The sequence below is a fragment of the Streptomyces malaysiensis subsp. samsunensis genome (assembly GCF_024519315.1).
Classification (GTDB): Bacteria; Actinomycetota; Actinomycetes; order Streptomycetales; family Streptomycetaceae; genus Streptomyces; species Streptomyces malaysiensis.
Genome location: NZ_JANIIC010000060.1, coordinates 35,187 through 55,121, shown reverse-complemented (window position 1 = coordinate 55,121; position 19,935 = coordinate 35,187). Strand labels below are relative to the sequence as shown.

Genomic DNA, 19,935 nt, shown 5'->3' with positions numbered 1-19,935 from the left:
GGCCAATCGGCGGGAGGGGAATGGACGTCTCAGCGTCAACTTTCGCCACGCCCGAAGGGGTGGGCGAATTGGCGTTGAGGGGCGGGTTTCACGGGGGCGATTCCCTGCCTATCCTGAAAGGGTCGCACCCCGGTCGCCCCCCGCGACCGACGAGTAGGAGGACTCCGTGCCGCTCTCGGAGCACGAGCAGCGCATGCTCGAGCAAATGGAGCGAGCGTTGTACGCCGAAGATCCCAAGTTCGCGACAGCGCTTGAGGGAAGCGGCCTGCGCACGTACACCCGGCGACGGGTCTACCAGGCGGTCGCGGGTTTTCTGGTGGGTATCGCACTCCTCATGGTCGGAGTGATCGTCCCCCAGATCTGGATCAGCGTGGTGGGCTTCCTGATCATGCTGGGATGCGCGGTGCTCGCGGTGACCGGTTGGCGTAAGGCTCCCAAACCCGGCGAGGCGCAGCAAGGAGGCGGCGGGGCGGCTCCCCGCCGTCAGGGCCGTCAGCGCCGTTCGATGATGACGCGTATCGAGGAGCGGTGGCAGCGGCGCCGCGATGAGCAGGGCCATTGAGAATTCAGGGATGAACGATTGAGGGGCGGTCGCCGACTGGCGACCGCCCCTCAACTGTGCTGTGCCCTTCCGCTGTGCTGTGTCCTTCCGCGCCGGTGCCCTTCAGCCGTGGAGTAGCCGTGGGCTGTGGGCGTGGCTGTGGCTGTGGGCCGTGGCCGTGGGCGTGCTGTGGCCTCGCGGCCCTGAACCCGCGGCCTGAGCCTCGCGGCCCTGGAGCCGCCAGGGCTCAGGGCCGCCCGGGGATCAGCTCTCCTGCTCGCCGCGCGGGGTCCGCAGCTGGGCGGCCCAGCGGGCCCAGCGGGGCGCTCCCCACCGCTCGACCAGCGCGGACCAGCGCTGTCCGGCCGCCCACGCCACCTGAGCCGCGGACCGCGGGGCCAGCAGCGCCCGCAGCCGCTCCCGCCGCCCCGCCTTGGCCCGGAGACCGGCCACCACCAGCCGGACGTCGTCGGCGACGCCCGCGGCCGGGCGCGGATGCGGTGCGTACAGCACCTGCTCGACCGCCGTGGCCACCCGCTGCGCCGCCTGGGCCGGTTCGTCGTCGAGCCCGGCGATCCGCACCATGCGGGCCACCGCCCTGCGCGAGGTCAGCGAATCGTCCGGCATGACGCCGAAGTCCCAGGCCGAGTCGGTGAGTTCACGCCATGCGGCGAGGATCCGGTCGGTGGCGTCCTGCTCCGTGCGCCCGCCCGAACCGTCCAGTCTGCGGGTGCGTGTCCGCCGCCGCCACAGCATCGGCAGCAGGGGCACCACGAGCAGCAGCACCGCCAGCGAACTCCAGCTGGTGACCTTGGTCGCCGACCAGCCCCCGCCCGAGGCGCCGTTGTCCGGCTGCTGGGCCGCGGCGCCTCCACACGTGCCCAGCTTCTTCATCTCCGGGGAGCAGCTGTCGGACGCGGTCGGCGCGGCCGTCGGCTCGGAGGTCTCGCTGGGCTCGGTCGTCGGCTCGTCGGTCGGGGTGCCGGAGGGCGTCTGCTCCATGGTGTAGTCGGGCTGGGTGCCACGGCTCGGGGTGGGCTCGAAACGCGTCCAGCCCACACCCTCGAAGTACAGCTCGGGCCAGGCGTGCGCGTCCTTCAGGCCCACCGAGACCGAGCCGTCCGCCTGAGCGGTGCCGGGGGTGAACCCGACCGCCACCCGCGCCGGAATGCCCAGCGTCCGGGCCATCGCCGCCATCGAGAAGGAGAAGTGGACGCAGAAGCCCTCCCGCTGCTTCAGGAACCGGACGATGGCGGCCGAGCCGCTGCCGGACTGCACCTGGGTGTTGTAACGGAACCCTCCGCTCACCGCGAACCAGTCCTGGAGCTTGACCGCCTTCTCGTACGCGTTGGACGCGCCGGCGGTCACCCCCCGCGCCGTATGGGCCACCACGGACGGCAGAGAGTCCGGCACCTTGGTGTATTCGCTCCGCAGCCGCGAGGGGGCGGCCGGTGCGTCCGCCAACTGCTCGGCCGTCGGCTCCACCAGCAGGCTGGTGACCCGGTAGCGCGCGCCCCGGGTGGTCTGGCCGCGGTCGCCGACCAGCGTGCGGCCCTCCGGCTCGTAGCGCCAGCGCCCGTCGATCTCGACCTTGGACGCCGGGTAGGGGAGGGGCAACCAGTTCTGCGCGTACCAGTCGGCGGCCGAGATCGAGGTGTCGATCGAGGAGACCTGGACCGAGGGGCCGAGCCCGGACGGCGAGGGAAGCTGGTCCGGCACATCGGTCACATGCCGCTCGGACGACTTCCACGAGGTGCCGTCGAACCGGTCGAGCGCCACGATCCGCAGATAGAGGTCCTGGGTGGTCTGCGAGGAGGTGCGATAGCGCAGCACCTCCTTGTTCTCCGGCTGGTTCAGGCTGTCCTGGAGCGACACCAGCGGATTGACCGCCGAGATGGTGCCACCGCCGCTGCCCGCCCCGCCGGCGCCGCCCTGCCGGTCCAGCAGCCCGCCGTCCAGGGACGGCAGCGCCGCGGGCACCGCGAGCGCGATGCCGAGCGCCAGCACGCCGATCCTGCGGCCGGTGCGGACCGGGGCGAGCGCCGGGCTGCCGCCGGCCCCGGCCAGGCCCGAGGGCGGCATACCCGACGGATGCGGGGCGCCGCCGCTGAAGACCCGGCCCCACTGGGACAGCCGGTCCCGGCCCTCGGCCAGGAGCAGCAGCAGATAGCCGGCCGCCGCCAGCAGGAACCACAGCCAGTCGCTTCCGTCGTCGGACAGACCGGCCGCGACCGAGTACAGCGCGAGCAGGGGCAGTCCGGCGGGGGCCGCGCTGCGGTATGTCACCGCGAGCGCGTCGACCACCAGGCCGATCGCCATCACCCCGCCCACCAGCATCAGCCGGATGCCGTCGGTGAGCGGCGCGGGGATCGCGTACTGCCCCACGTCGTCGGCGCCGTCGCGCAGCAGCAGGGCGAACTCGTGGAGGGCCTGCGGGCTGGGCAGCACCCCGCCCAGCGCCTGGTCGTGCGCGAAGACCAGGGTGAGCAGCAGCAGCGTCACCACGGCCTGCGCGACCACCGTCAGCGGGCGGGCCAGCGGCACCCGGCGGACCGCCACGCCCGTAGCGCTCTGGATCGCCAGCAACAGGACGGCCTGCAACAGCCAGCTCGCCGGATCCACCAACGGCAGCAGCGCACAGGCCGCCGCCACCGTGGCCAGCGCCGCGCATATCGCGAGCCGAACGCTCCCACTCATGTCCAGCTCCCTGTCATACCGCCGACCGCGGGACCTCCGGCGTCCGCCCGGGTGGCGCCCTGTGCGTCGGCCTGCCGCCACAGCTGGGCCAGCGAGGCCCCCGGGCCGACCGGCAGCGCCGTCCACCCCGCCTCGCGCAGCCGCCGCAGCGGCTCCTCCAGCTCCTGTGCGCCGCCGAACTCCGCCCCGCGCGACCATGCCGCGCCGTCCAGCACGAACGCCACCGCGGCCGTGGTGCGGTGCCGCATCCGGGCGGCCGTCGCCGCCTGCTCCTCGTCCAGATCGCCCAGGAAGGCCACCAGCAGCCCCTCACCGCCGCCGCGCAGCACCTCGAAGGCGGGCGAGAGCCCTCCGCCGTCGGAGTGGTCCACCACGGCGAGGGTGTCCAGCATCAGCCCGGCCGTCTCCGCCGAGTCATGGGTGGAACCGGCGAAACCGCCTCCGCCGTCCGGGCCCGGCACCGAGCTTCCGGTGTCGGTCAGCAGCCGGACCGCATAGCCCCGCTCCAGCAGATGGACCGCGGCCGAGGCCGCCCCGGAGACCGCCCATTCGAAGGCGGAGTCCGGCCCGGAGCCGTAGTGGGCCGTGCGCCGGGTGTCCAGCAGCACCGTGCAGTGGGCCCGCTGCGGCTGCTCCTCGCGGCGGACCATGAGCTCTCCGTAGCGCGCGGTGGACCGCCAGTGCACCCGGCGCAGATCGTCGCCGACGCGATAGCCGCGCGGGATGACATCGTCCTCACCGGCCAGCGCCAGCGAGCGGTGCCGCCCGTCCCCGTACCCCGCGGCCTCGCCGGTCAGGCGCACCGGGGGCAGCGGCTCGACCCGGGGCACCACCGTGAGCGTGTCGTAGGCGCTGAAGGTGCGGGTGAGCTCGCACATCCCGAACGGATCGCTCAGCCGCAGCTGGAGCGGGCCCAGCGGATATCGGCCGCGCAGATCGGAGCGGACCCGGTAGGACACCTCGCGCCGCCCGCCCGGCTCCACCCGGTCCAGCACGAACCGGGGGCGCGGCCCCAGTACATAGGGCACCCGGTCCTGGAGCATCAGCAGCCCGGTGGGCAGCCGCGAGACATTGTCCATCCGCAGATGCACCCGGGCCTCGGAGCCCGCCGGCACCCGCGCGGGCGCGAGCCGTCTGCTGCCCGCCACCCGGTACCGGGTGCGGTGGACCACGGCCACGCAGACCAGCGGCAGCGCGGCCAGCAGCAGCCCCACCCGCAGCAGATCCGCCTGGCCCAGCACATAGCTGCACACCGCGGCGGCCATCCCGGCGGCCAGGAAGGAACGGCCGCGGGTGGTCAGACCGGCGAGGGCGGCCCGCAGTCCGCCGGAGCGCTCGTCGGCACCGGGCCCCTCGGGGCCCATGTCCGTCCCCCCTGCGGCCATCACAGCCTCCGGGCGCCCGGCTGCGGCCGGCCGTAGTCGGCCGGAGGCATGGGCGGCATGGGTGGCATCCCACCCGTGCCGCGCGGGCCTGAGGTGGGCACCGGGGTGCGCTGCACGATGTCCGTGACGACCTGCTCCGAGGTGCGCCGGTTCAGCTGGGCCTGCGCGGTGGGCAGCAGCCGGTGGGCCAGCACCGCGACGGCGAGGGACTGCACATCGTCCGGCAGCGCGAAGTCCCGCCCGGCCAGCGCGGCGGACGCCTTGGCCGCCCGCAGCAGATGCAGCGTGGCGCGGGGCGAGGCGCCCAGCCGCAGATCGGGGTGGTTGCGGGTGGCGGCCACCAGGTCCACCGCGTAACGCCGGACGGCCTCGGCGACATGCACCGAGCGCACCGCCTCGACCAGCTTGACGATCTCATGGGCGTGCGCGACGGGCTGCATGTCGTCCAGCGGGGAGACACCGCCGTGGACGTCCAGCATCTGGAGCTCGGCCTGGGGGCTGGGGTATCCGATCGAGACACGGGCCATGAAGCGGTCGCGCTGCGCCTCGGGCAGCGGATAGGTGCCCTCCATCTCGACCGGGTTCTGCGTGGCCACCACCATGAAGGGGTCGGGCAGCTCGTAGCTCTCCCCGTCGATGGTGACCTGGCGCTCCTCCATCGACTCCAGCAGCGCGGACTGGGTCTTGGGCGAGGCGCGGTTGATCTCGTCGCCGATCACGATCTGGGCGAAGATGGCGCCCGGCTTGAACTCGAACTCCTTGCGCTGCTGGTCGAAGATGCTCACGCCGGTGATGTCGGACGGCAGCAGATCCGGGGTGAACTGGATCCGCCGCACGGAGCAGTCGATGGACCGCGCGAGCGCCTTGGCCAGCATCGTCTTGCCCACGCCCGGGACGTCCTCGATCAGCAGATGCCCCTCGGCGAGCAGCACGGTCAGCGAAAGCCGCACGACCTCGGGCTTGCCCTCGATCACACTCTCCACCGACCGGCGGATCCGCTCCGCTGTGGTGGTCAGATCGCTGAGGCTCGCTCGCTCGTCATAGGTCGTCACCCGGCCCTCCTCGGCCCGTTCTCAGGGCCGTTGCCCTCGGAACGGACCGGCCCACCGCAAACGCTGGCATCTGTCCCCCGCGTGGTTGCGGGGGACGATGTCACCTATGCATTCTTGCGGTCTCCGCGGCCTCGCGTCACTCGGCTGTGGATAACCCGGGGTTATTTGTCACGCTTGTACGAGTTCGGGCGCTGAATCCCTTCAGCGGTCCCTCACCTTCGCGGCGTGACCTCCCGCAGCAGACCGGTCGTCACATCGAAGACAAAGCCGCGGATGTCGTCGGTGTGCAACAGGAACGGCGAGGTGCGCACCCGCTGCATCGACTGGCGGACATCCGCGTCGAGGTCCCTGAACGCCTCGACCGCCCACGGCGGACGCTGGCCCACCTCCTCCTCCAGCTCATGCCGGAAGTCCTCGGTGAGGTTCAGCAGACCGCAGCCGGTGTGGTGGATGAGCACGACGCTGCGGGTCCCGAGCGCCCGCTGGCTGATGGTCAGGGAACGGATGATGTCGTCGGTGACCACACCGCCCGCGTTGCGGATGGTGTGGCAGTCGCCCAGCTCCAGGCCGAGTGCCTCGTGCAGGTCCAGACGGGCGTCCATGCACGCGACGACGGCGACGCGCCGCACGGGCCGCGCGTCCATCCCGGGGTCGGCGAACTGCTCGGCGTATTTGCGGTTGGCCTCTACAAGGCGGTCGGTGACCGTGTCTCCCGTGCGGGCGTCGCGGTCGGTGGACGGATTCGGCTGCGGCGCTGATATCGACATGATGACGACGCTACCTTTCACCAGCGGATTTTGTCTTCTCTTTAGGTAGGGCAAAAGAGGGCAACGGGGTGGGCCGAAGGGGTGATGTGAGACAGCCCACAACCCCCCGCACCTCGTGGTGTGGGGCCCGAGGGAGGCGATGCCACCCCCGGGGCGGGACGCGCTGGCCGGTTGGTTGACCGAAGGGACGAGTGGACTAAAGTGGCGCGAAGTGGGAGGCGAGACGCTCCCCTCGGATCCCGGAATTTCGCGTGAGCGCGGTGCGTACGTACCCCTCGGCCTCCTCCCGCTCCGGTCGCCTGACGTCACTTCCCCGGCGCCAGTAGACCTCTTCCCCTTCAGAGCGGGCGGGGACCCAGGAGGTGCGTATCATCCTCGCCCGATCCTCAGAAGGGCGCACGAGCAGCGCAATGAGCAGCAACGCTCTCCATGTTCCCGTCATGCTCCAGCGCTGCCTGGACATGCTGGCACCCGCTCTCGCCCAGCCCGGCGCGGTCGTGGTCGACTGCACCCTGGGCCTCGGCGGCCACAGTGAGGCGCTGCTGCGAGACTTCCCCGAGGCCCGGCTCATCGCCCTCGACCGCGACCCGTCCGCGCTGCGGCTCGCCGGTGAGCGGCTCGCCCCGTACGGCGATCGGGCCACGCTGGTCCACGCGGTCTACGACGAGCTGCCGGAGGTCCTCGACCGGCTCGGCGTCCCGCGCGTCCAGGGGATCCTCTTCGACCTCGGCGTGTCGTCCATGCAGCTGGACGAGGCCGAGCGCGGTTTCGCCTACGCCCAGGACGCCCCGCTGGACATGCGGATGGACCAGACCACCGGAGTCAGCGCGGCGGAGGTGCTCAACACCTACCCGCCGGGCGAGCTGGTGCGCATCCTGCGGGCGTACGGCGAGGAGAAGTTCGCCAAGAAGATCGTGGACGCGGTGGTGCGCGAGCGCGCCAAGGAGCCCTTCACCAACAGCGCCCGGCTCGTCGAGCTGATCCGTGATGCGCTGCCCCAGGCTGCCAAGCGCACCGGCGGCAATCCGGCCAAGCGCACCTTCCAGGCGCTGCGGATCGAGGTCAACGGCGAGCTCGCGGTTCTGGAGCGGGCCATTCCGGCGGCCGTGAGGACCCTCGCGGTCGGCGGGCGGATCGCCGTGCTGTCGTATCACTCGCTGGAGGACCGCCTGGTCAAGCGGGTGTTCGCGGCCGGTGCCAGCCATACGGCGCCCCCCGGGCTGCCGGTCATCCCCGAGCGCTACCAGCCCCGGCTGAAGCTGCTCACCCGTGGCGCCGAGCTGCCCACCGAGGAGGAGATCGCCGAGAACCGCCGGGCCACCCCGGCCCGCTTCCGGGGTGCGGAGCGCATCCGGGAGGAGGTCGGCCCATGAGCGTGCGGGGGACGCGGCCGAAAGGACGGCCGGTGCCGGGGGCCACCCCGGCCAGGCGCACACCCTTCGTGCTGCTCGTCGTGGTCCTGCTCGGCTCCGGCCTGATCGCTCTGCTGCTGTTGAACTCCTCCCTCAACCAAGGGTCGTTCGAGCTCAGCAAGCTCGAGAAGCAGACCAACGAGCTCACCGACGAGCGCCAGGCGCTCCAGCAGGACGTCGACAAGCTCTCCGCCCCCGCCGAACTGGAGCGGCGCGCCCGGCAGCTGGGGATGGTGCCCGGCGGAAACCCGGTCTTCCTCAATCCGGACGGTTCGGTCAGCGGGGTGCCCGCCCCCGTCACGGGGCAGCCCTCGGTGCTCGGCGCCCCCGGCGCGGTGTTGCCGTCCGCGCCCGACCCCGCGCCGTCCGAGGCGGCGTCCACCCGGTACGGGTCCTCGCCCACCCCGTCCGTCCTCGCACCGCCGGCGCCGCCGACCGCCACCCCGTCCGGGGCGGGCGCGGGCACGGCGTCCGCCACGCCCTCCGTGACCCCGTGGGCGCCGCCCACCGGCGTCTCGGCCTCGGCTTCCCACTCTGCCTCCGTCTCCGCCTCCGCGGAGGCCACCCCGGACCCTCAGTAGGTGACACGGTGACGCGATCCCCAGCCCGCGCCCAGCCCGGCCCGCCCGCGCGGACGACCGCCCGCGCGCCGTGGAGGGCCGCCGAGCCGTGGACGGCCACCGCCGAGCCGTGGACGGCCGCAGCCGGACCGGGGACGGCCACCCGGCCGCGGGCGGCCGCCGAGCCGGGGATGACCACCGGACCGGTGACCGCCACCGAGCAGACGGCGGCCGTCGCGTGACCGCGCCCAGGGACCCCCGCCGCCGCGGGGTGCCCGGCCCCGCCGGGCCGCGTGGTGACCGCCGCCCGCGCCAGGCCGCGGCACGCCGCCCCGGCGAGCGCCAGGGCGGGTCGTCCGGCCGCCCGGCCCAGCGCCCGCGCCCCGGTGGCCCCCCGGCGCTTCGGCTGGGCAGCCCGCGCCCCCGGCTGCGACTGATCAGCCTCGGCCTCACCCTCGTCATGCTGATCTTCGTCGTAAGGCTGCTCCAGGTGCAGGCCGTCGACGCCAGCGCCTACTCGGCCAAGGCCAACGTCAACCGCTACATCCCGGTGAAGCTGTCCGCCGAGCGCGGCTCCATCACCGACCGCAACGGCGTCGACCTGGCCACCACGGTGGACGCGTACGACATCACCGCCGCCCCCGACCTCCTCGCGCCCAAGACGGCCAAGACCCATGACGCGCCGCGCCAGGCCGCGGCCCTGCTCGCGCCGATCCTCGGCAAGGAGCCGGCGGACCTGGAGAAGAAGCTCACCGACAACCCCGCGTCGCAGTACGTCGTGCTCGCCCGGCAGCAGTCCCCGCAGGTCTGGAACCAGATCAAGGACCTGAAGAGCGCCCTGGACGACGCGGCGGCCAAGGGCAAGGGCACCAATGTCCTGGCCGGGGTCAACCGTGAGGCGCACAGCAAGCGGGTCTATCCGAACGGGGACCTCGCCGCCGGGATACTGGGATTCGTGGACGCCGACGGCCGTGGCGCCGCCGGGCTCGAGCAGCAGCTCGACAAGAAGCTCGGGGGCAAGGACGGCAAGCGCGTCTACGCCCAGTCCGGCGGCCACCAGGTGCCCACCGGCGACGTCAAGGAGCAGCCCGCGGTCCCCGGCAGCGACTTCGAGCTGACCATCGACCGGGACATCCAGTGGGCCGCCCAGAGCGCCATCGCCGACCAGGTCCGCAAGTCCGGGGCCGACCGCGGCTATGTGATCGTCCAGGACACCCGCACCGGACAGCTCCTGGCGCTGGCCAACGCCCCCGGCTTCGACCCCAACGACATCACCACCACGAACGCCGACGCCCTGGGCAACGCCGCCGTCTCCGACGCGTACGAGCCCGGCAGCGTCAGCAAGCTGATGTCCATGGCCGCCGTCCTCCAGGAGGGCGTGGCGCGCTGGGACACCCATGTGGTGGTCCCCAACCGGCTGCCGCGCGCCGACCGGGCCTTCGCCGACGACATCGACCATCAGACCTGGTACCTCACGCTCAACGGCGTGCTCGCCAAGTCCAGCAACATCGGCACGATCCTCGCCACCGAGCAGCTGGGCAAGACCAAGGCCGAGAAGAACCAGATCCTCTACTCCTACCTGCGCAAGTTCGGGATCGGCCGGCCCACCGGGCTCGGCTTCCCCGGCGAGACCCCGGGCATCCTGGCCCGGCCGCAGGACTGGAGCGCCTCGCAGCAGTACACGATCCCGTTCGGCCAGGGGCTGTCGCTCAACGCCGTCCAGGCGGCCTCGGTGTACTCCACCATCGCCAACGGGGGCGAGCGCATCGCGCCCACCCTCGTCCGCGGCTCCAGGGGGCCCGACGGCGACTTCACGGCCGCGCCCGCCCCCGAGAAGACGCGTGTCGTCAGCAAGGAGACCGCGAAGACGCTCGCCGAGATGCTCGAGTCGGTCGTCGACGACCAGCAGGGCACCGGCACCAAGGCCAAGATCCCCGGCTATCTTGTCGCGGGCAAGACCGGCACTTCCAACCGGGTGGACCCCAAGACCGGCCGCTACCGCGGGTACACCGCGTCCTTCGCGGGCTTCGCCCCGGCCGACAAACCGCGGCTGACCGTCTACTGTGCCGTTCAGAACCCGACCAAGGGCAGCTACTTCGGCGGCCAGGTCTGCGGGCCCGTCTACAAGAAGGTCATGGAGTTCGGCCTCAAGGCCCTTCAGGTCCCGCCGTCCGGGAAGCAGCCCAAACGGCTCCCCGTGAGCTACAACCCGGGCCAGTGAGCGGACCCAGCAGTGATGACGATCACGCCGGACCCCGGGAACCACGGTCCGGCGGGGCCCCTCTTCTCCGACTCATTTCGCGGGGGAGCGGGTGTCCCGGGTACGCTCACCGCCGTGCCCCAAGCTGATCAGTCCCAAACCCCTCAGAAGGACGTTTCTGTGGAATACCCGGGAGCGCCCCGTCCCCTCCAGGTCCGCCCGATCCCGCTGGCGGAGCTGGCGGATCAGCTGGGCGTCGAAACCCCCGAAGCGTCGGAGCGGGCCGCGGTCACCGGGATCACCCATGACTCGCGGGCCGTACGCCCCGGCGATGTGTACGCCGCGCTGGCCGGTGCCCGCCTCCACGGCGCGGACTTCGCCGCCCAGGCCGCCGACCTCGGCGCGGTCGCGGTGCTGACCGACCCGGCCGGTGCCGAACGCGCCGCCGCCACCGGACTGCCGGTCCTCGCGGTGGAGAACCCGCGCGGCCGGATGGGCGCGCTGGCCGCCACGATCTACGGCGAGCCGGGCAGCGACCTGCTCCAGATCGGCATCACCGGCACCTCGGGCAAGACCACGACCGCCTACCTCATCGAAGGCGGCCTCAAGGCCGCCGCGAAGCACGACGGCGGCCTTACGGGTCTCATCGGCACCGTGGAGACGCGCATCGGCGACGAGCGCATCAAGTCCGAGCGCACCACCCCCGAGGCCACCGATCTGCAAGCCCTGTTCGCGGTCATGCGGGAGCGCGACGTCCGCTCGGTCGTCATGGAGGTCTCCAGCCACGCCCTGGTCCTCGGCCGCGTCGACGGCTGCGTCTTCGACGTCGCGGTCTTCAACAACCTCAGCCCGGAGCACATGGAGTTCCACTCCGGCATGGAGGACTACTTCCAGGCCAAGGCCCAGCTGTTCACCAAGGCCCGCAGCCGCGCCGGAGTGATCAACTACGACGACGAGTACGGCCGCCGCCTGATCGAGCAGTCCGAGGTGCCCGTCACCACCTTCTCCGCCGAGGGCCACCCCGACGCCCACTGGCGCGCCGCGGACGTCGAGGTCGGCCCGCTCGGCTCGACCTTCACCGCCGTCGGCCCGAACGGTGAGTCCGTACGGGCCGCGGCGCCCCTCCCGGGCCCCTTCAACGTGGCCAACGCGCTCGCCGCCGTCGTGGCGCTCGCCGCCGCCGGGATCGACCCGCAGACGGCCGCGGACGGCATCGCCGCCGTCCCCGGTGTACCGGGTCGGCTGGAGCGGGTCGACGTGGGCCAGCCCTACCTCGCGGTCGTCGACTACGCCCACAAGACCGACGCCGTGGAGTCGGTGCTGCGTGCCCTCCGTAAGGTGACCGACGGCAAGCTGCACGCCGTCCTCGGCTGCGGCGGGGACCGCGACCGGCTCAAGCGCGGACCCATGGGCGCCGCGGTGGCCCGGTACAGCGACACGGCCGTCCTCACCTCCGACAACCCCCGCTCCGAGGATCCGCTCGCGATCCTCGCCGCCATGCTCGCGGGCGCCGCCGAGGTGCCCGCCCACGAACGCGGTGATGTGCTGGTCGAGGAGGACCGGGCCAACGCCATCGCGGCCGCCGTCGCCCGCGCCGAGCCGGGCGATACCGTCATCGTGGCGGGCAAGGGGCACGAACTGGGCCAGGACATCGCCGGCGTGGTCCGTGCCTTCGACGACCGCCAGGTACTCCGCGAAGCCATCGAGCTCAGTGAGCGAGCCCACGGGCGCGATGCCACGCGCCCCGGGGCGAGCCCACAGCACCGGGACAAACACCAAGACGACCAGGGATGACAGACCGCCATGCGCGCACCAGCCCCCTCCAGGCAGCTCTCCCGTACGGCCGGAGGTGATCAGTGATCGCACTGTCCCTCACCGAGATCGCCGGCCTAGTCGGTGGACAGCCGCACGACATACCGGACCCGGACCTGAAGGTCACGGGCCCCGTCGTGATCGACTCCCGTGAGGTGCGGCCAGGCAGCCTCTTCGCCGCGCTCCCCGGGGAGCGCGTGGACGGCCACGACTTCGCGCGAGGCGCGGTCGAGGCGGGCGCCACGGCCGTCCTGGCCGCCCGCCCCGTCGGCACGCCGGACGCCCCCGTACCGGCGATCGTCGTGCCCGATGTGATCGCCGCCATGGGAGTGCTCGCGCGCGCCGTGGTGGAGCGCCTGGGCGCCACCGTGGTGGCGCTCACCGGCTCCGCGGGCAAGACCAGCACCAAGGACCTCATCGCCCAACTGCTCCAGCGCCGCGGGCCCACCGTATGGACGCCGGGCAACTTCAACAACGAAATCGGGCTGCCTGTGGCCGCGCTCAGCGCCGATGAGGCCACCCAGCACCTGGTGCTGGAGATGGGCGCCCGCGGCAAGGGCCACATCCGGTACCTGGCCACCCTCACCCCGCCGCGCATCGGACTCGTGCTCAATGTCGGCACTGCCCATATCGGCGAGTTCGGCGGCCGCGAGCAGATCGCCGAGGCCAAGGGCGAGCTCGTGGAGGCCCTGCCCCCGGCCGAGGAGGGCGGGGTGGCGGTGCTCAACGCCGACGACCCCCTGGTGCGCGCCATGGCGTCGCGCACCAAGGCCCGTACCGTCCTGTTCGGCGAGGCCGAGGACGCCGATGTGCGTGCCGGGAATGTCCGGCTCGCCGACGGCGGCCGCCCCGCCTTCACGCTTCACACCCCTACCGGGTGCAGCGAAGTGACCATGCGCCTGTACGGTGAGCACCACGTGTCGAACGCGCTCGCCGCGGCCGCCGTCGCCCATGAGTTGGGCATGTCCGTCGACGAGATCGCCGTGGCGCTCTCCGAGGCGGGTCAGCTCTCCCGCTGGCGGATGGAGGTCACCGAGCGCTCGGACGGCGTGACGGTCGTCAACGACGCTTACAACGCGAACCCCGAGTCCATGCGAGCCGCGCTGCGCGCGCTGGTCGCCATGGGCGCTGTCACACCGGGGCGTCGTACGTGGGCGGTGCTCGGCCCGATGGCCGAGCTGGGCGAGGAGTCACTGGCCGAGCACGACGCGGTCGGGCGGCTGGCCGTCCGGCTCAACGTCAGCAAGCTCGTGGCGGTCGGCGGCCAGGAGGCCGCCTGGCTGGACATGGGCGCCAAGAACGAGGGTTCGTGGGGTGAGGAGTCGGTGCACGTGTCCGACGTGCGGGCAGCGGTCGATCTGCTGCGCAGCGAGCTGCGACCGGGGGACGTCGTGTTGGTGAAGGCATCCAGGTCGGTCGGCCTGGAGCGGCTTGCGCAGGCATTGCTCGACGGTGAGGGTGAGGTCGCCGGCCCATGGGCATGAGGCAGATCCTCTTCTCCGGAGCCATCGGGCTCTTTCTGACCCTGATCGGCACACCGCTGCTGATCAAGCTGCTGGCCCGCAAGGGTTATGGGCAGTACATCCGGGACGATGGTCCGCGGACGCACGGCAGCAAGAAGGGCACGCCCACGATGGGCGGTATCTCCTTCATCCTGGCCACGCTGATCGCCTACGCCCTGACGAAGGTGATCACGGGCAGCCAGCCGACCTTCTCGGGCGTGCTGGTGCTCTTCCTGTTCGCCGGCATGGGCCTGGTGGGCTTCCTCGACGACTACATCAAGATCGTCAAGCAGCGCAGCCTGGGTCTGCGGGCCAAGGCCAAGATGGCCGGACAGCTGATCGTCGGCATCGCCTTCGCGATCCTGGCACTGAACTTCGCCGACGCGCGCCAGCAGACCCCCGCCTCCGACCGGCTCTCCTTCGTCCAGGACTTCGGCTGGTCCTTCGGCCCGGTGATCTTCGCCATCTGGGCGCTGTTCATGATCCTGGCGATGTCCAACGGAGTGAACCTCACCGACGGTCTCGACGGTCTGGCCACCGGCGCCTCCGTGATGGTCTTCGGCGCCTACACCTTCATCGGCGTCTGGCAGTACCAGGAGTCCTGCGCCAACGCGGAGACCCTCACCAACCCGGCGTCCTGTTTCGAGGTCAGGGACCCGCTCGATCTGGCCGTCGTCGCCTCCGCCCTGATGGGCGCCTGCTTCGGCTTCCTGTGGTGGAACACCTCACCCGCCAAGATCTTCATGGGTGACACCGGTTCCCTCGCGCTCGGCGGCGCGCTCGCGGGCCTTGCCATCTGCTCCCGCACGGAGCTGCTGCTGGCCCTCCTCGGCGGTCTGTTCGTCCTGATCACCATGTCCGTGGTCATCCAGGTCGGCTCCTTCCGGACCACCGGGCGACGGGTCTTCCGAATGGCGCCACTCCAGCACCACTTCGAACTCAAGGGGTGGAGCGAAGTCCTTGTGGTGGTCCGGTTCTGGATCATCCAGGGCATGTGCGTGATCGTCGGCCTCGGCATCTTCTACGCGGGGTGGCGAGCTTCGTGACATCGGACGCCGCCGCCCTCGACGTGTCCGACCTCGCCGGACGGCAGGTCACCGTCGCCGGCCTCGGCGTCTCCGGGGTCCCCGCAGCGCGTGCGCTGCGGGGCCTCGGGGCCTCGGTGACCGTGGTCAACGGCAGCGACGGCGAACCGCAGCGCGCCCAGGCGGCCGAGCTGGAGCCGCTGGGCATCACGGTCCGCCTCGGAGACGGGGAGACTCTTCCCGAGGGCACCGAGCTGATCGTGACCACCCCCGGCTGGAAGCCCACCAGCCCGCTCTTCCTGGCCGCCGCCGAGGCGGGCGTGCCCATCTGGGGCGATGTGGAGTTGGCCTGGCGGCTGCGCGGCGCGGATGCCCCGCCCTGGCTCGCGGTCACCGGTACCAACGGCAAGACGACGACCGTAAGGATGCTCGCGGCCATCCTGGAGGCGGCCGGGCTGCGCACCGCCGCCGTCGGCAACATCGGCGTCTCGCTCCTGGACATCGTGCTGGGCGACGAGCCCTACGACGTGCTGGCCGTCGAGCTCTCCAGCTACCAGCTGCACTGGGCGCCCTCGCTGCGCGCCCACTCCGGGGCGGTGCTCAACCTCGCCCCCGACCACCTCGACTGGCACGGCTCCATGGCGGCCTACGCGGCCGACAAGGGCCGTATCTACGAGGGCAACCAGGTGGCCTGCGTCTACAACGTGGCCGACCCCGCCACCGAGGACCTGGTGCGCGCGGCCGACGTCGAGGAGGGCTGCCGGGCGATCGGCTTCACCCTCGGCACCCCCGGCCCCTCCCAGCTCGGCGTCGTGGAGGACATCCTCGTCGACCGGGCCTTCGTGGCCGACCGGGAGAAGCAGGCGCAGGAGCTGGCCGAGGTCTCCGATGTGAACCCGCCGGCCCCGCACAACATCGCCAACGCCCTCGCGGCGGCGGCCCTGGCCCGCGCCTTCGGCGTCCCGCCGCGGGCCGTACGGGACGGCCTGCGCGCCTTCCGGCCCGATCCGCACCGGGTGGAGCATGTGGCGGACGTCGGCGGCGTGGCATACGTGGACGACTCCAAGGCGACCAACACCCATGCCGCGGAGGCGTCGTTGGGCGCCTATGAGCACATCGTGTGGATCGCGGGCGGCCTCGCCAAGGGGGCCACTTTCGACGAGCTCGTCCTTACGGCGGTCAAGCGGCTGCGCGGCGTCGTGCTGATCGGCGCCGACCGCGCCCTGATCGGCGAAGCGCTCGCGCGACACGCAGCAGATGTCCCGGTCGTGGACCTCGACCGGACCGACACTGGGGCGATGGCGGCGGCTGTGCGCGAAGCGGCGCGGCTCGCCCGGCCGGGCGATACCGTCCTGATGGCCCCGGCCTGTGCCTCGATGGACATGTTCACCAACTACAACAAGCGGGGCGACGCCTTCGCCGCGGCGGTTCATGACCTGGCCTCCGGCCGGGTCCCGGACGATCAGTAGCCCGCCGGTCCCCCGCGAGGACCGCCCGCGCGGGGAAACCGGAGGGGATACGACATGACGCCCGACCAGCCCGCCGCCCCGCGCTCCCGGCCGGCCCGCCCCGGCACCGGCCGGTCCGCGCCGCGCCCGGGTGGCGCGCCGCGGGTGCGGGAGGCCGCACGGGCCAAGGGCCGGGCGGCGTCCCCGGCCCGTCCGCGCGGCACAGCGGGCGCCTCCCGGCTTCCGCGCCGCCCGTCGGGGGGGAATGTCCTGGACGCGCTGCGCGGGCTCCAGCAGCGCGTCAGGCGGGCCTGGGACCGGCCGCTGACCGCGTACTACCTGCTCCTCGGCGGCTCGCTGCTGATCCTGGTGCTCGGCCTGGTCATGGTCTACTCCGCCTCCCAGATCAAGGCGCTCCAGTCCGGGCTCTCACCGTCGTACTTCTTCCGCAAACAGCTCTTCGCCGCCGTGCTCGGCGGCGCGCTGATGCTGCTCGCCGTGCGGATGCCCATCAAACTGCACCGCGCCTTCGCCTATCCGCTGCTCGCGGTCTCGGTCTTCCTGATGTGCCTGGTGCAGGTCCCGGGCATGGGCATCGCGGTCAACGGCAACCAGAACTGGATCTCCTTCGGCGGCCCCTTCCTGCTCCAGCCCAGCGAGTTCGGCAAGCTGGCGCTCGTCCTGTGGGGCGCCGACCTTCTCGCCCGCAAACAGGACAAGCGGCTGCTGGCCCAGTGGAAGCATCTGCTGGTCCCGCTGGTGCCCGCGACCGGCATGCTGCTCGGCCTGATCATGCTGGGCGGGGACATGGGCACCGCGATCATCCTCACGGCGATCCTTTTCGGTCTGCTGTGGCTGGCCGGCGCCCCCACCCGGCTCTTCGTGGGCGTTCTGGCCCTCGCCGGGGTGATCGGCATGCTGTTGATCAAGACCAGCGCCAACCGGATGTCCCGGCTCGCCTGTATCGGCGCCACCGAGCCCGGTGCGCACGATCAGTGCTGGCAGGCGGTGCACGGGATCTACGCCCTCGCCAACGGCGGATGGTTCGGCTCGGGACTCGGGGCAAGCATGGAGAAATGGGGCGAACTACCTGAACCGCATACCGACTTCATCTTCGCCATTACCGGGGAGGAGCTCGGCCTGGCGGGGACGCTGTCGGTTCTCGTTCTCTTCGCGGCTCTAGGCTATGCGGGTATCCGCGTGGCCGGACGCACGGAGGACCCCTTCGTGAGGTACGCCGCGGGAGGCGTGACCACCTGGATCACGGCCCAGGCCGTGGTCAACATCGGCGCGGTGCTCGGTCTGCTGCCGATCGCCGGGGTTCCGCTCCCGCTGTTCTCCTACGGAGGGTCCGCTCTGCTGCCGACCATGTTCGCCGTCGGCCTGCTGATCGCCTTCGCGCGGGCTGAGCCCGCCGCGCGGGCGGCACTGGCCATGCGGCAGCCTGCTTTGCGGAAGAAGCTGGCTCGGGTGAGACGGAAGACGATGAGACGGCCCGTCAAGAGGCGGCCGTCCGGAGAGCGGTGAATTTCGGTGCATGTCGTACTCGCCGGTGGGGGGACCGCCGGCCACATCGAGCCCGCGCTCGCCCTCGCGGACGCCCTGCGCAGGCAGGACCCGACCGTGGGGATCACGGCGCTCGGCACGGAGCGTGGACTCGAGACCCGGCTCGTACCGGAGCGCGGCTATGAGCTCGGGCTCATCCCAGCCGTACCGCTGCCGCGCAAGCCCACCCCCGAACTGATCACCGTCCCCGGGCGGCTGCGCGGCACCATCAAGGCCGCGGAGCAGATCCTGGAGCGCACCAAGGCCGACTGCGTGGTCGGCTTCGGCGGCTATGTGGCGCTGCCCGGGTACCTGGCCGCCAAGCGGCTCGGAGTGCCGATCGTCGTCCACGAGGCCAACGCCCGCCCCGGCCTCGCCAACAAGATCGGCTCGCGCTACGCCCACTTCGTGGCGGTCTCCACCCCGGACAGCAAGCTCCGCAACGCCCGCTACGTCGGCATCCCGCTGCGCCGCTCCATCGCCACCCTGGACCGGGCGGCGGTCCGCCCCGAGGCCCGCGCGGCCTTCGGGCTCGACCAGAACCTGCCGACGCTGCTGGTCTCCGGCGGTTCGCAGGGCGCGCGCCGGCTCAACGAGGTGGTCCAGACCGTGGCGCCGTTCCTCCAGCGCGCCGGGATCCAGGTGCTGCACGCGGTCGGCCCGAAAAACGAACTGCCGCATGTGGACCACATGCCCGGAATGCCGCCCTATATCCCGGTACCGTATGTGGACCGGATGGACCTCGCGTATGCCGCGGCCGACATGATGCTCTGCCGCGCGGGCGCGATGACCGTCGCCGAACTGTCCGCCGTCGGGCTCCCGGCCGCCTACGTCCCCCTGCCGATCGGCAACGGCGAACAGCGGCTCAACGCCCAGCCGCTGGTGAAGGCGGGCGGCGGGCTGCTGGTCGACGACGCCGAGCTGAGCCCCGAGTGGGTGCAGGGCAATGTGCTGCCGGTGCTCGGCGATCCGCACCGGCTGTACGAGATGTCCCGGCGCGCTTCGGAATTCGGCCGCAGGGACGCCGACGAGCTGCTGGTCGGCATGGTGTACGAGGCGATCAGCGCACGCCGCCAGGCGTGAGGAGGCAGGGAGCGTGGCCGGACCGTCGACCGCCGAGCGCGGCGCACGAAGCAGACCGCGGTCCGGCCCGCCCCCACGCATTCTCCGGGCGCGGCGCCGGTTCCGGCTGCCCGGCCGCCGCCCCCTGCTGGTGACCGCGGTGGCGGTGACCCTGCTCGGTGCCGGTGCCGTCTGGTTGCTCTACGGCTCGAGCTGGCTGCGGGCCGAGCGGGTGCGGGTCGCCGGCACCGCCGTCCTCACCGCCGAGGAGGTGCGGGACGCCGCCGACGTTCCGCTGAACACCCCGTTGGTGGCGGTGGACACGGGAGCGATCGAACACCGCTTGCGTGAGCGGGTCCCCCGGATTGCGAAAGTGGACGTATCCCGCTCATGGCCGAACACCATCAGTCTGGTGGTGACGGAACGCAGGCCGGAAGCCATTGTCGAAGAGGACGGGAAGTTCCACGAAGTGGACGCCACGGGAGTGAGGTTCTCCACCCTGAGCAAGCGCCCGAAGGGGGTTCCGCTGCTGGAAATGGAGGCCGACCGGTCGCCGAGTTCGCGCCATTTCGGCCCGGCCGGACTGCGCCGCGAGGCGGTCCGGGTGGTCACCCAACTCCCCGAGAAGGTACGCCAGGACACCCGTTCCCTGCGGGTCCGCTCGTACGATTCGATCACCCTGGAGCTGACCGGAGGCCGTACCATCGCCTGGGGGAGCGGAGAGCGTGGCGAAGCGAAGGCGAAGACGCTCACCGCCCTGATGAAAGCGCGGCCGGACGCGGATCACTTCGACGTCAGTGCGCCGAGTGCCCCCGCGGTGTCTCGCAGTTGACCTGATAGGGGCAGGCCAGCACCCGGTTGGCTAGCCCACTGGGTGATCACATAGGGTGAAAAGAAAAGCGGGAGGTTCGGCGTGTTCATTGAACG

16 protein-coding genes are annotated in these 19,935 nt (G+C 71.9%); 12 read left to right on the top strand and 4 right to left on the bottom strand.

Annotated elements, in window-relative coordinates; all coding sequences use genetic code 11:
- The first annotated feature begins 166 nt into the window (after positions 1–166).
- On the top strand, positions 167–562 hold the full coding sequence (locus NQU54_RS37780) for an SCO2097 family morphological protein (RefSeq protein ID WP_069870194.1): 396 nt from the start codon (positions 167–169) through the stop codon (positions 560–562).
- 243 nt (positions 563–805) lie between these two features.
- Here the strand turns inward: NQU54_RS37780 and NQU54_RS37775 are convergent, their stop codons facing one another.
- The 4 genes from NQU54_RS37775 to NQU54_RS37760 form a co-directional block, all read right to left on the bottom strand.
- Positions 806–3,238 carry a transglutaminaseTgpA domain-containing protein gene (locus NQU54_RS37775; protein ID WP_257634936.1) on the bottom strand — a complete coding sequence of 811 codons (2,433 nt, stop codon included), beginning with the start codon at positions 3,236–3,238 and terminating at the stop codon, positions 806–808.
- Positions 3,235–4,623: a DUF58 domain-containing protein gene (locus NQU54_RS37770; RefSeq protein ID WP_257634935.1), complete on the bottom strand. Its 1,389-nt coding sequence runs from the start codon at positions 4,621–4,623 to the stop codon at positions 3,235–3,237. The genes NQU54_RS37775 and NQU54_RS37770 overlap by 4 nt, the downstream gene beginning before the upstream one ends.
- On the bottom strand, positions 4,623–5,675 hold the full coding sequence (locus NQU54_RS37765; RefSeq protein ID WP_257634934.1) for an AAA family ATPase: 1,053 nt from the start codon (positions 5,673–5,675) through the stop codon (positions 4,623–4,625). Before NQU54_RS37765 ends, NQU54_RS37770 begins: the two co-directional genes overlap by 1 nt.
- Positions 5,676–5,887: 212 nt before the next feature.
- Positions 5,888–6,442 carry a beta-class carbonic anhydrase gene (locus NQU54_RS37760; RefSeq protein ID WP_257634933.1) on the bottom strand — a complete coding sequence of 185 codons (555 nt, stop codon included), beginning with the start codon at positions 6,440–6,442 and terminating at the stop codon, positions 5,888–5,890.
- A 410-nt stretch (positions 6,443–6,852) separates the two neighbouring features.
- On the opposite strand from NQU54_RS37760, the gene rsmH reads away from it, so the two are divergent.
- The 11 genes from rsmH (at position 6,853) to NQU54_RS37705 (ending at position 19,840) form a co-directional block, all read left to right on the top strand.
- A complete protein-coding gene (gene rsmH, locus NQU54_RS37755; protein ID WP_257634932.1) occupies positions 6,853–7,815 on the top strand; it encodes a 16S rRNA (cytosine(1402)-N(4))-methyltransferase RsmH in 963 nt (320 codons plus the stop codon).
- The gene (ftsL, locus tag NQU54_RS37750) at positions 7,812–8,435 is read left to right on the top strand and encodes a cell division protein FtsL (protein WP_102934316.1); all 624 of its coding nucleotides are present in this window, start codon (positions 7,812–7,814) and stop codon (positions 8,433–8,435) included. The genes rsmH and ftsL overlap by 4 nt, the downstream gene beginning before the upstream one ends.
- An 8-nt stretch (positions 8,436–8,443) precedes the next feature.
- Positions 8,444–8,656, top strand: coding sequence for a hypothetical protein (locus NQU54_RS37745; protein ID WP_257634931.1), 213 nt, complete (start codon positions 8,444–8,446; stop codon positions 8,654–8,656).
- Entirely contained in the window at positions 8,653–10,635 is a 1,983-nt protein-coding gene (locus NQU54_RS37740) for a peptidoglycan D,D-transpeptidase FtsI family protein (protein ID WP_257634930.1), read from the top strand. The genes NQU54_RS37745 and NQU54_RS37740 overlap by 4 nt, the downstream gene beginning before the upstream one ends.
- A gap of 12 nt (positions 10,636–10,647) precedes the next feature.
- Positions 10,648–12,408, top strand: a complete 1,761-nt coding sequence (locus NQU54_RS37735) for a UDP-N-acetylmuramoyl-L-alanyl-D-glutamate--2,6-diaminopimelate ligase (protein WP_069870180.1) — start codon at positions 10,648–10,650, stop codon at positions 12,406–12,408.
- Between the two features lie 62 nt (positions 12,409–12,470).
- Positions 12,471–13,910, top strand: a complete 1,440-nt coding sequence (locus NQU54_RS37730) for a UDP-N-acetylmuramoyl-tripeptide--D-alanyl-D-alanine ligase (RefSeq protein WP_257634929.1) — start codon at positions 12,471–12,473, stop codon at positions 13,908–13,910.
- Positions 13,907–14,974 (top strand): phospho-N-acetylmuramoyl-pentapeptide-transferase, encoded by a 1,068-nt coding sequence (mraY, locus tag NQU54_RS37725; RefSeq protein ID WP_069870268.1) that lies wholly within the window; start codon positions 13,907–13,909, stop codon positions 14,972–14,974. The genes NQU54_RS37730 and mraY overlap by 4 nt, the downstream gene beginning before the upstream one ends.
- Complete coding sequence (murD, locus tag NQU54_RS37720) at positions 14,971–16,422, top strand: UDP-N-acetylmuramoyl-L-alanine--D-glutamate ligase (RefSeq protein WP_257634928.1); 1,452 nt, start codon at positions 14,971–14,973, stop codon at positions 16,420–16,422. Before mraY ends, murD begins: the two co-directional genes overlap by 4 nt.
- A gap of 54 nt (positions 16,423–16,476) precedes the next feature.
- A complete protein-coding gene (gene ftsW / locus NQU54_RS37715; protein ID WP_257634927.1) occupies positions 16,477–17,928 on the top strand; it encodes a putative lipid II flippase FtsW in 1,452 nt (483 codons plus the stop codon).
- A gap of 6 nt (positions 17,929–17,934) precedes the next feature.
- Positions 17,935–19,029, top strand: coding sequence for an undecaprenyldiphospho-muramoylpentapeptide beta-N-acetylglucosaminyltransferase (gene murG, locus NQU54_RS37710; protein ID WP_069870176.1), 1,095 nt, complete (start codon positions 17,935–17,937; stop codon positions 19,027–19,029).
- A gap of 13 nt (positions 19,030–19,042) precedes the next feature.
- Positions 19,043–19,840, top strand: coding sequence for a cell division protein FtsQ/DivIB (locus tag NQU54_RS37705; RefSeq protein ID WP_069870174.1), 798 nt, complete (start codon positions 19,043–19,045; stop codon positions 19,838–19,840).
- Positions 19,841–19,935: the final 95 nt, after the last annotated feature.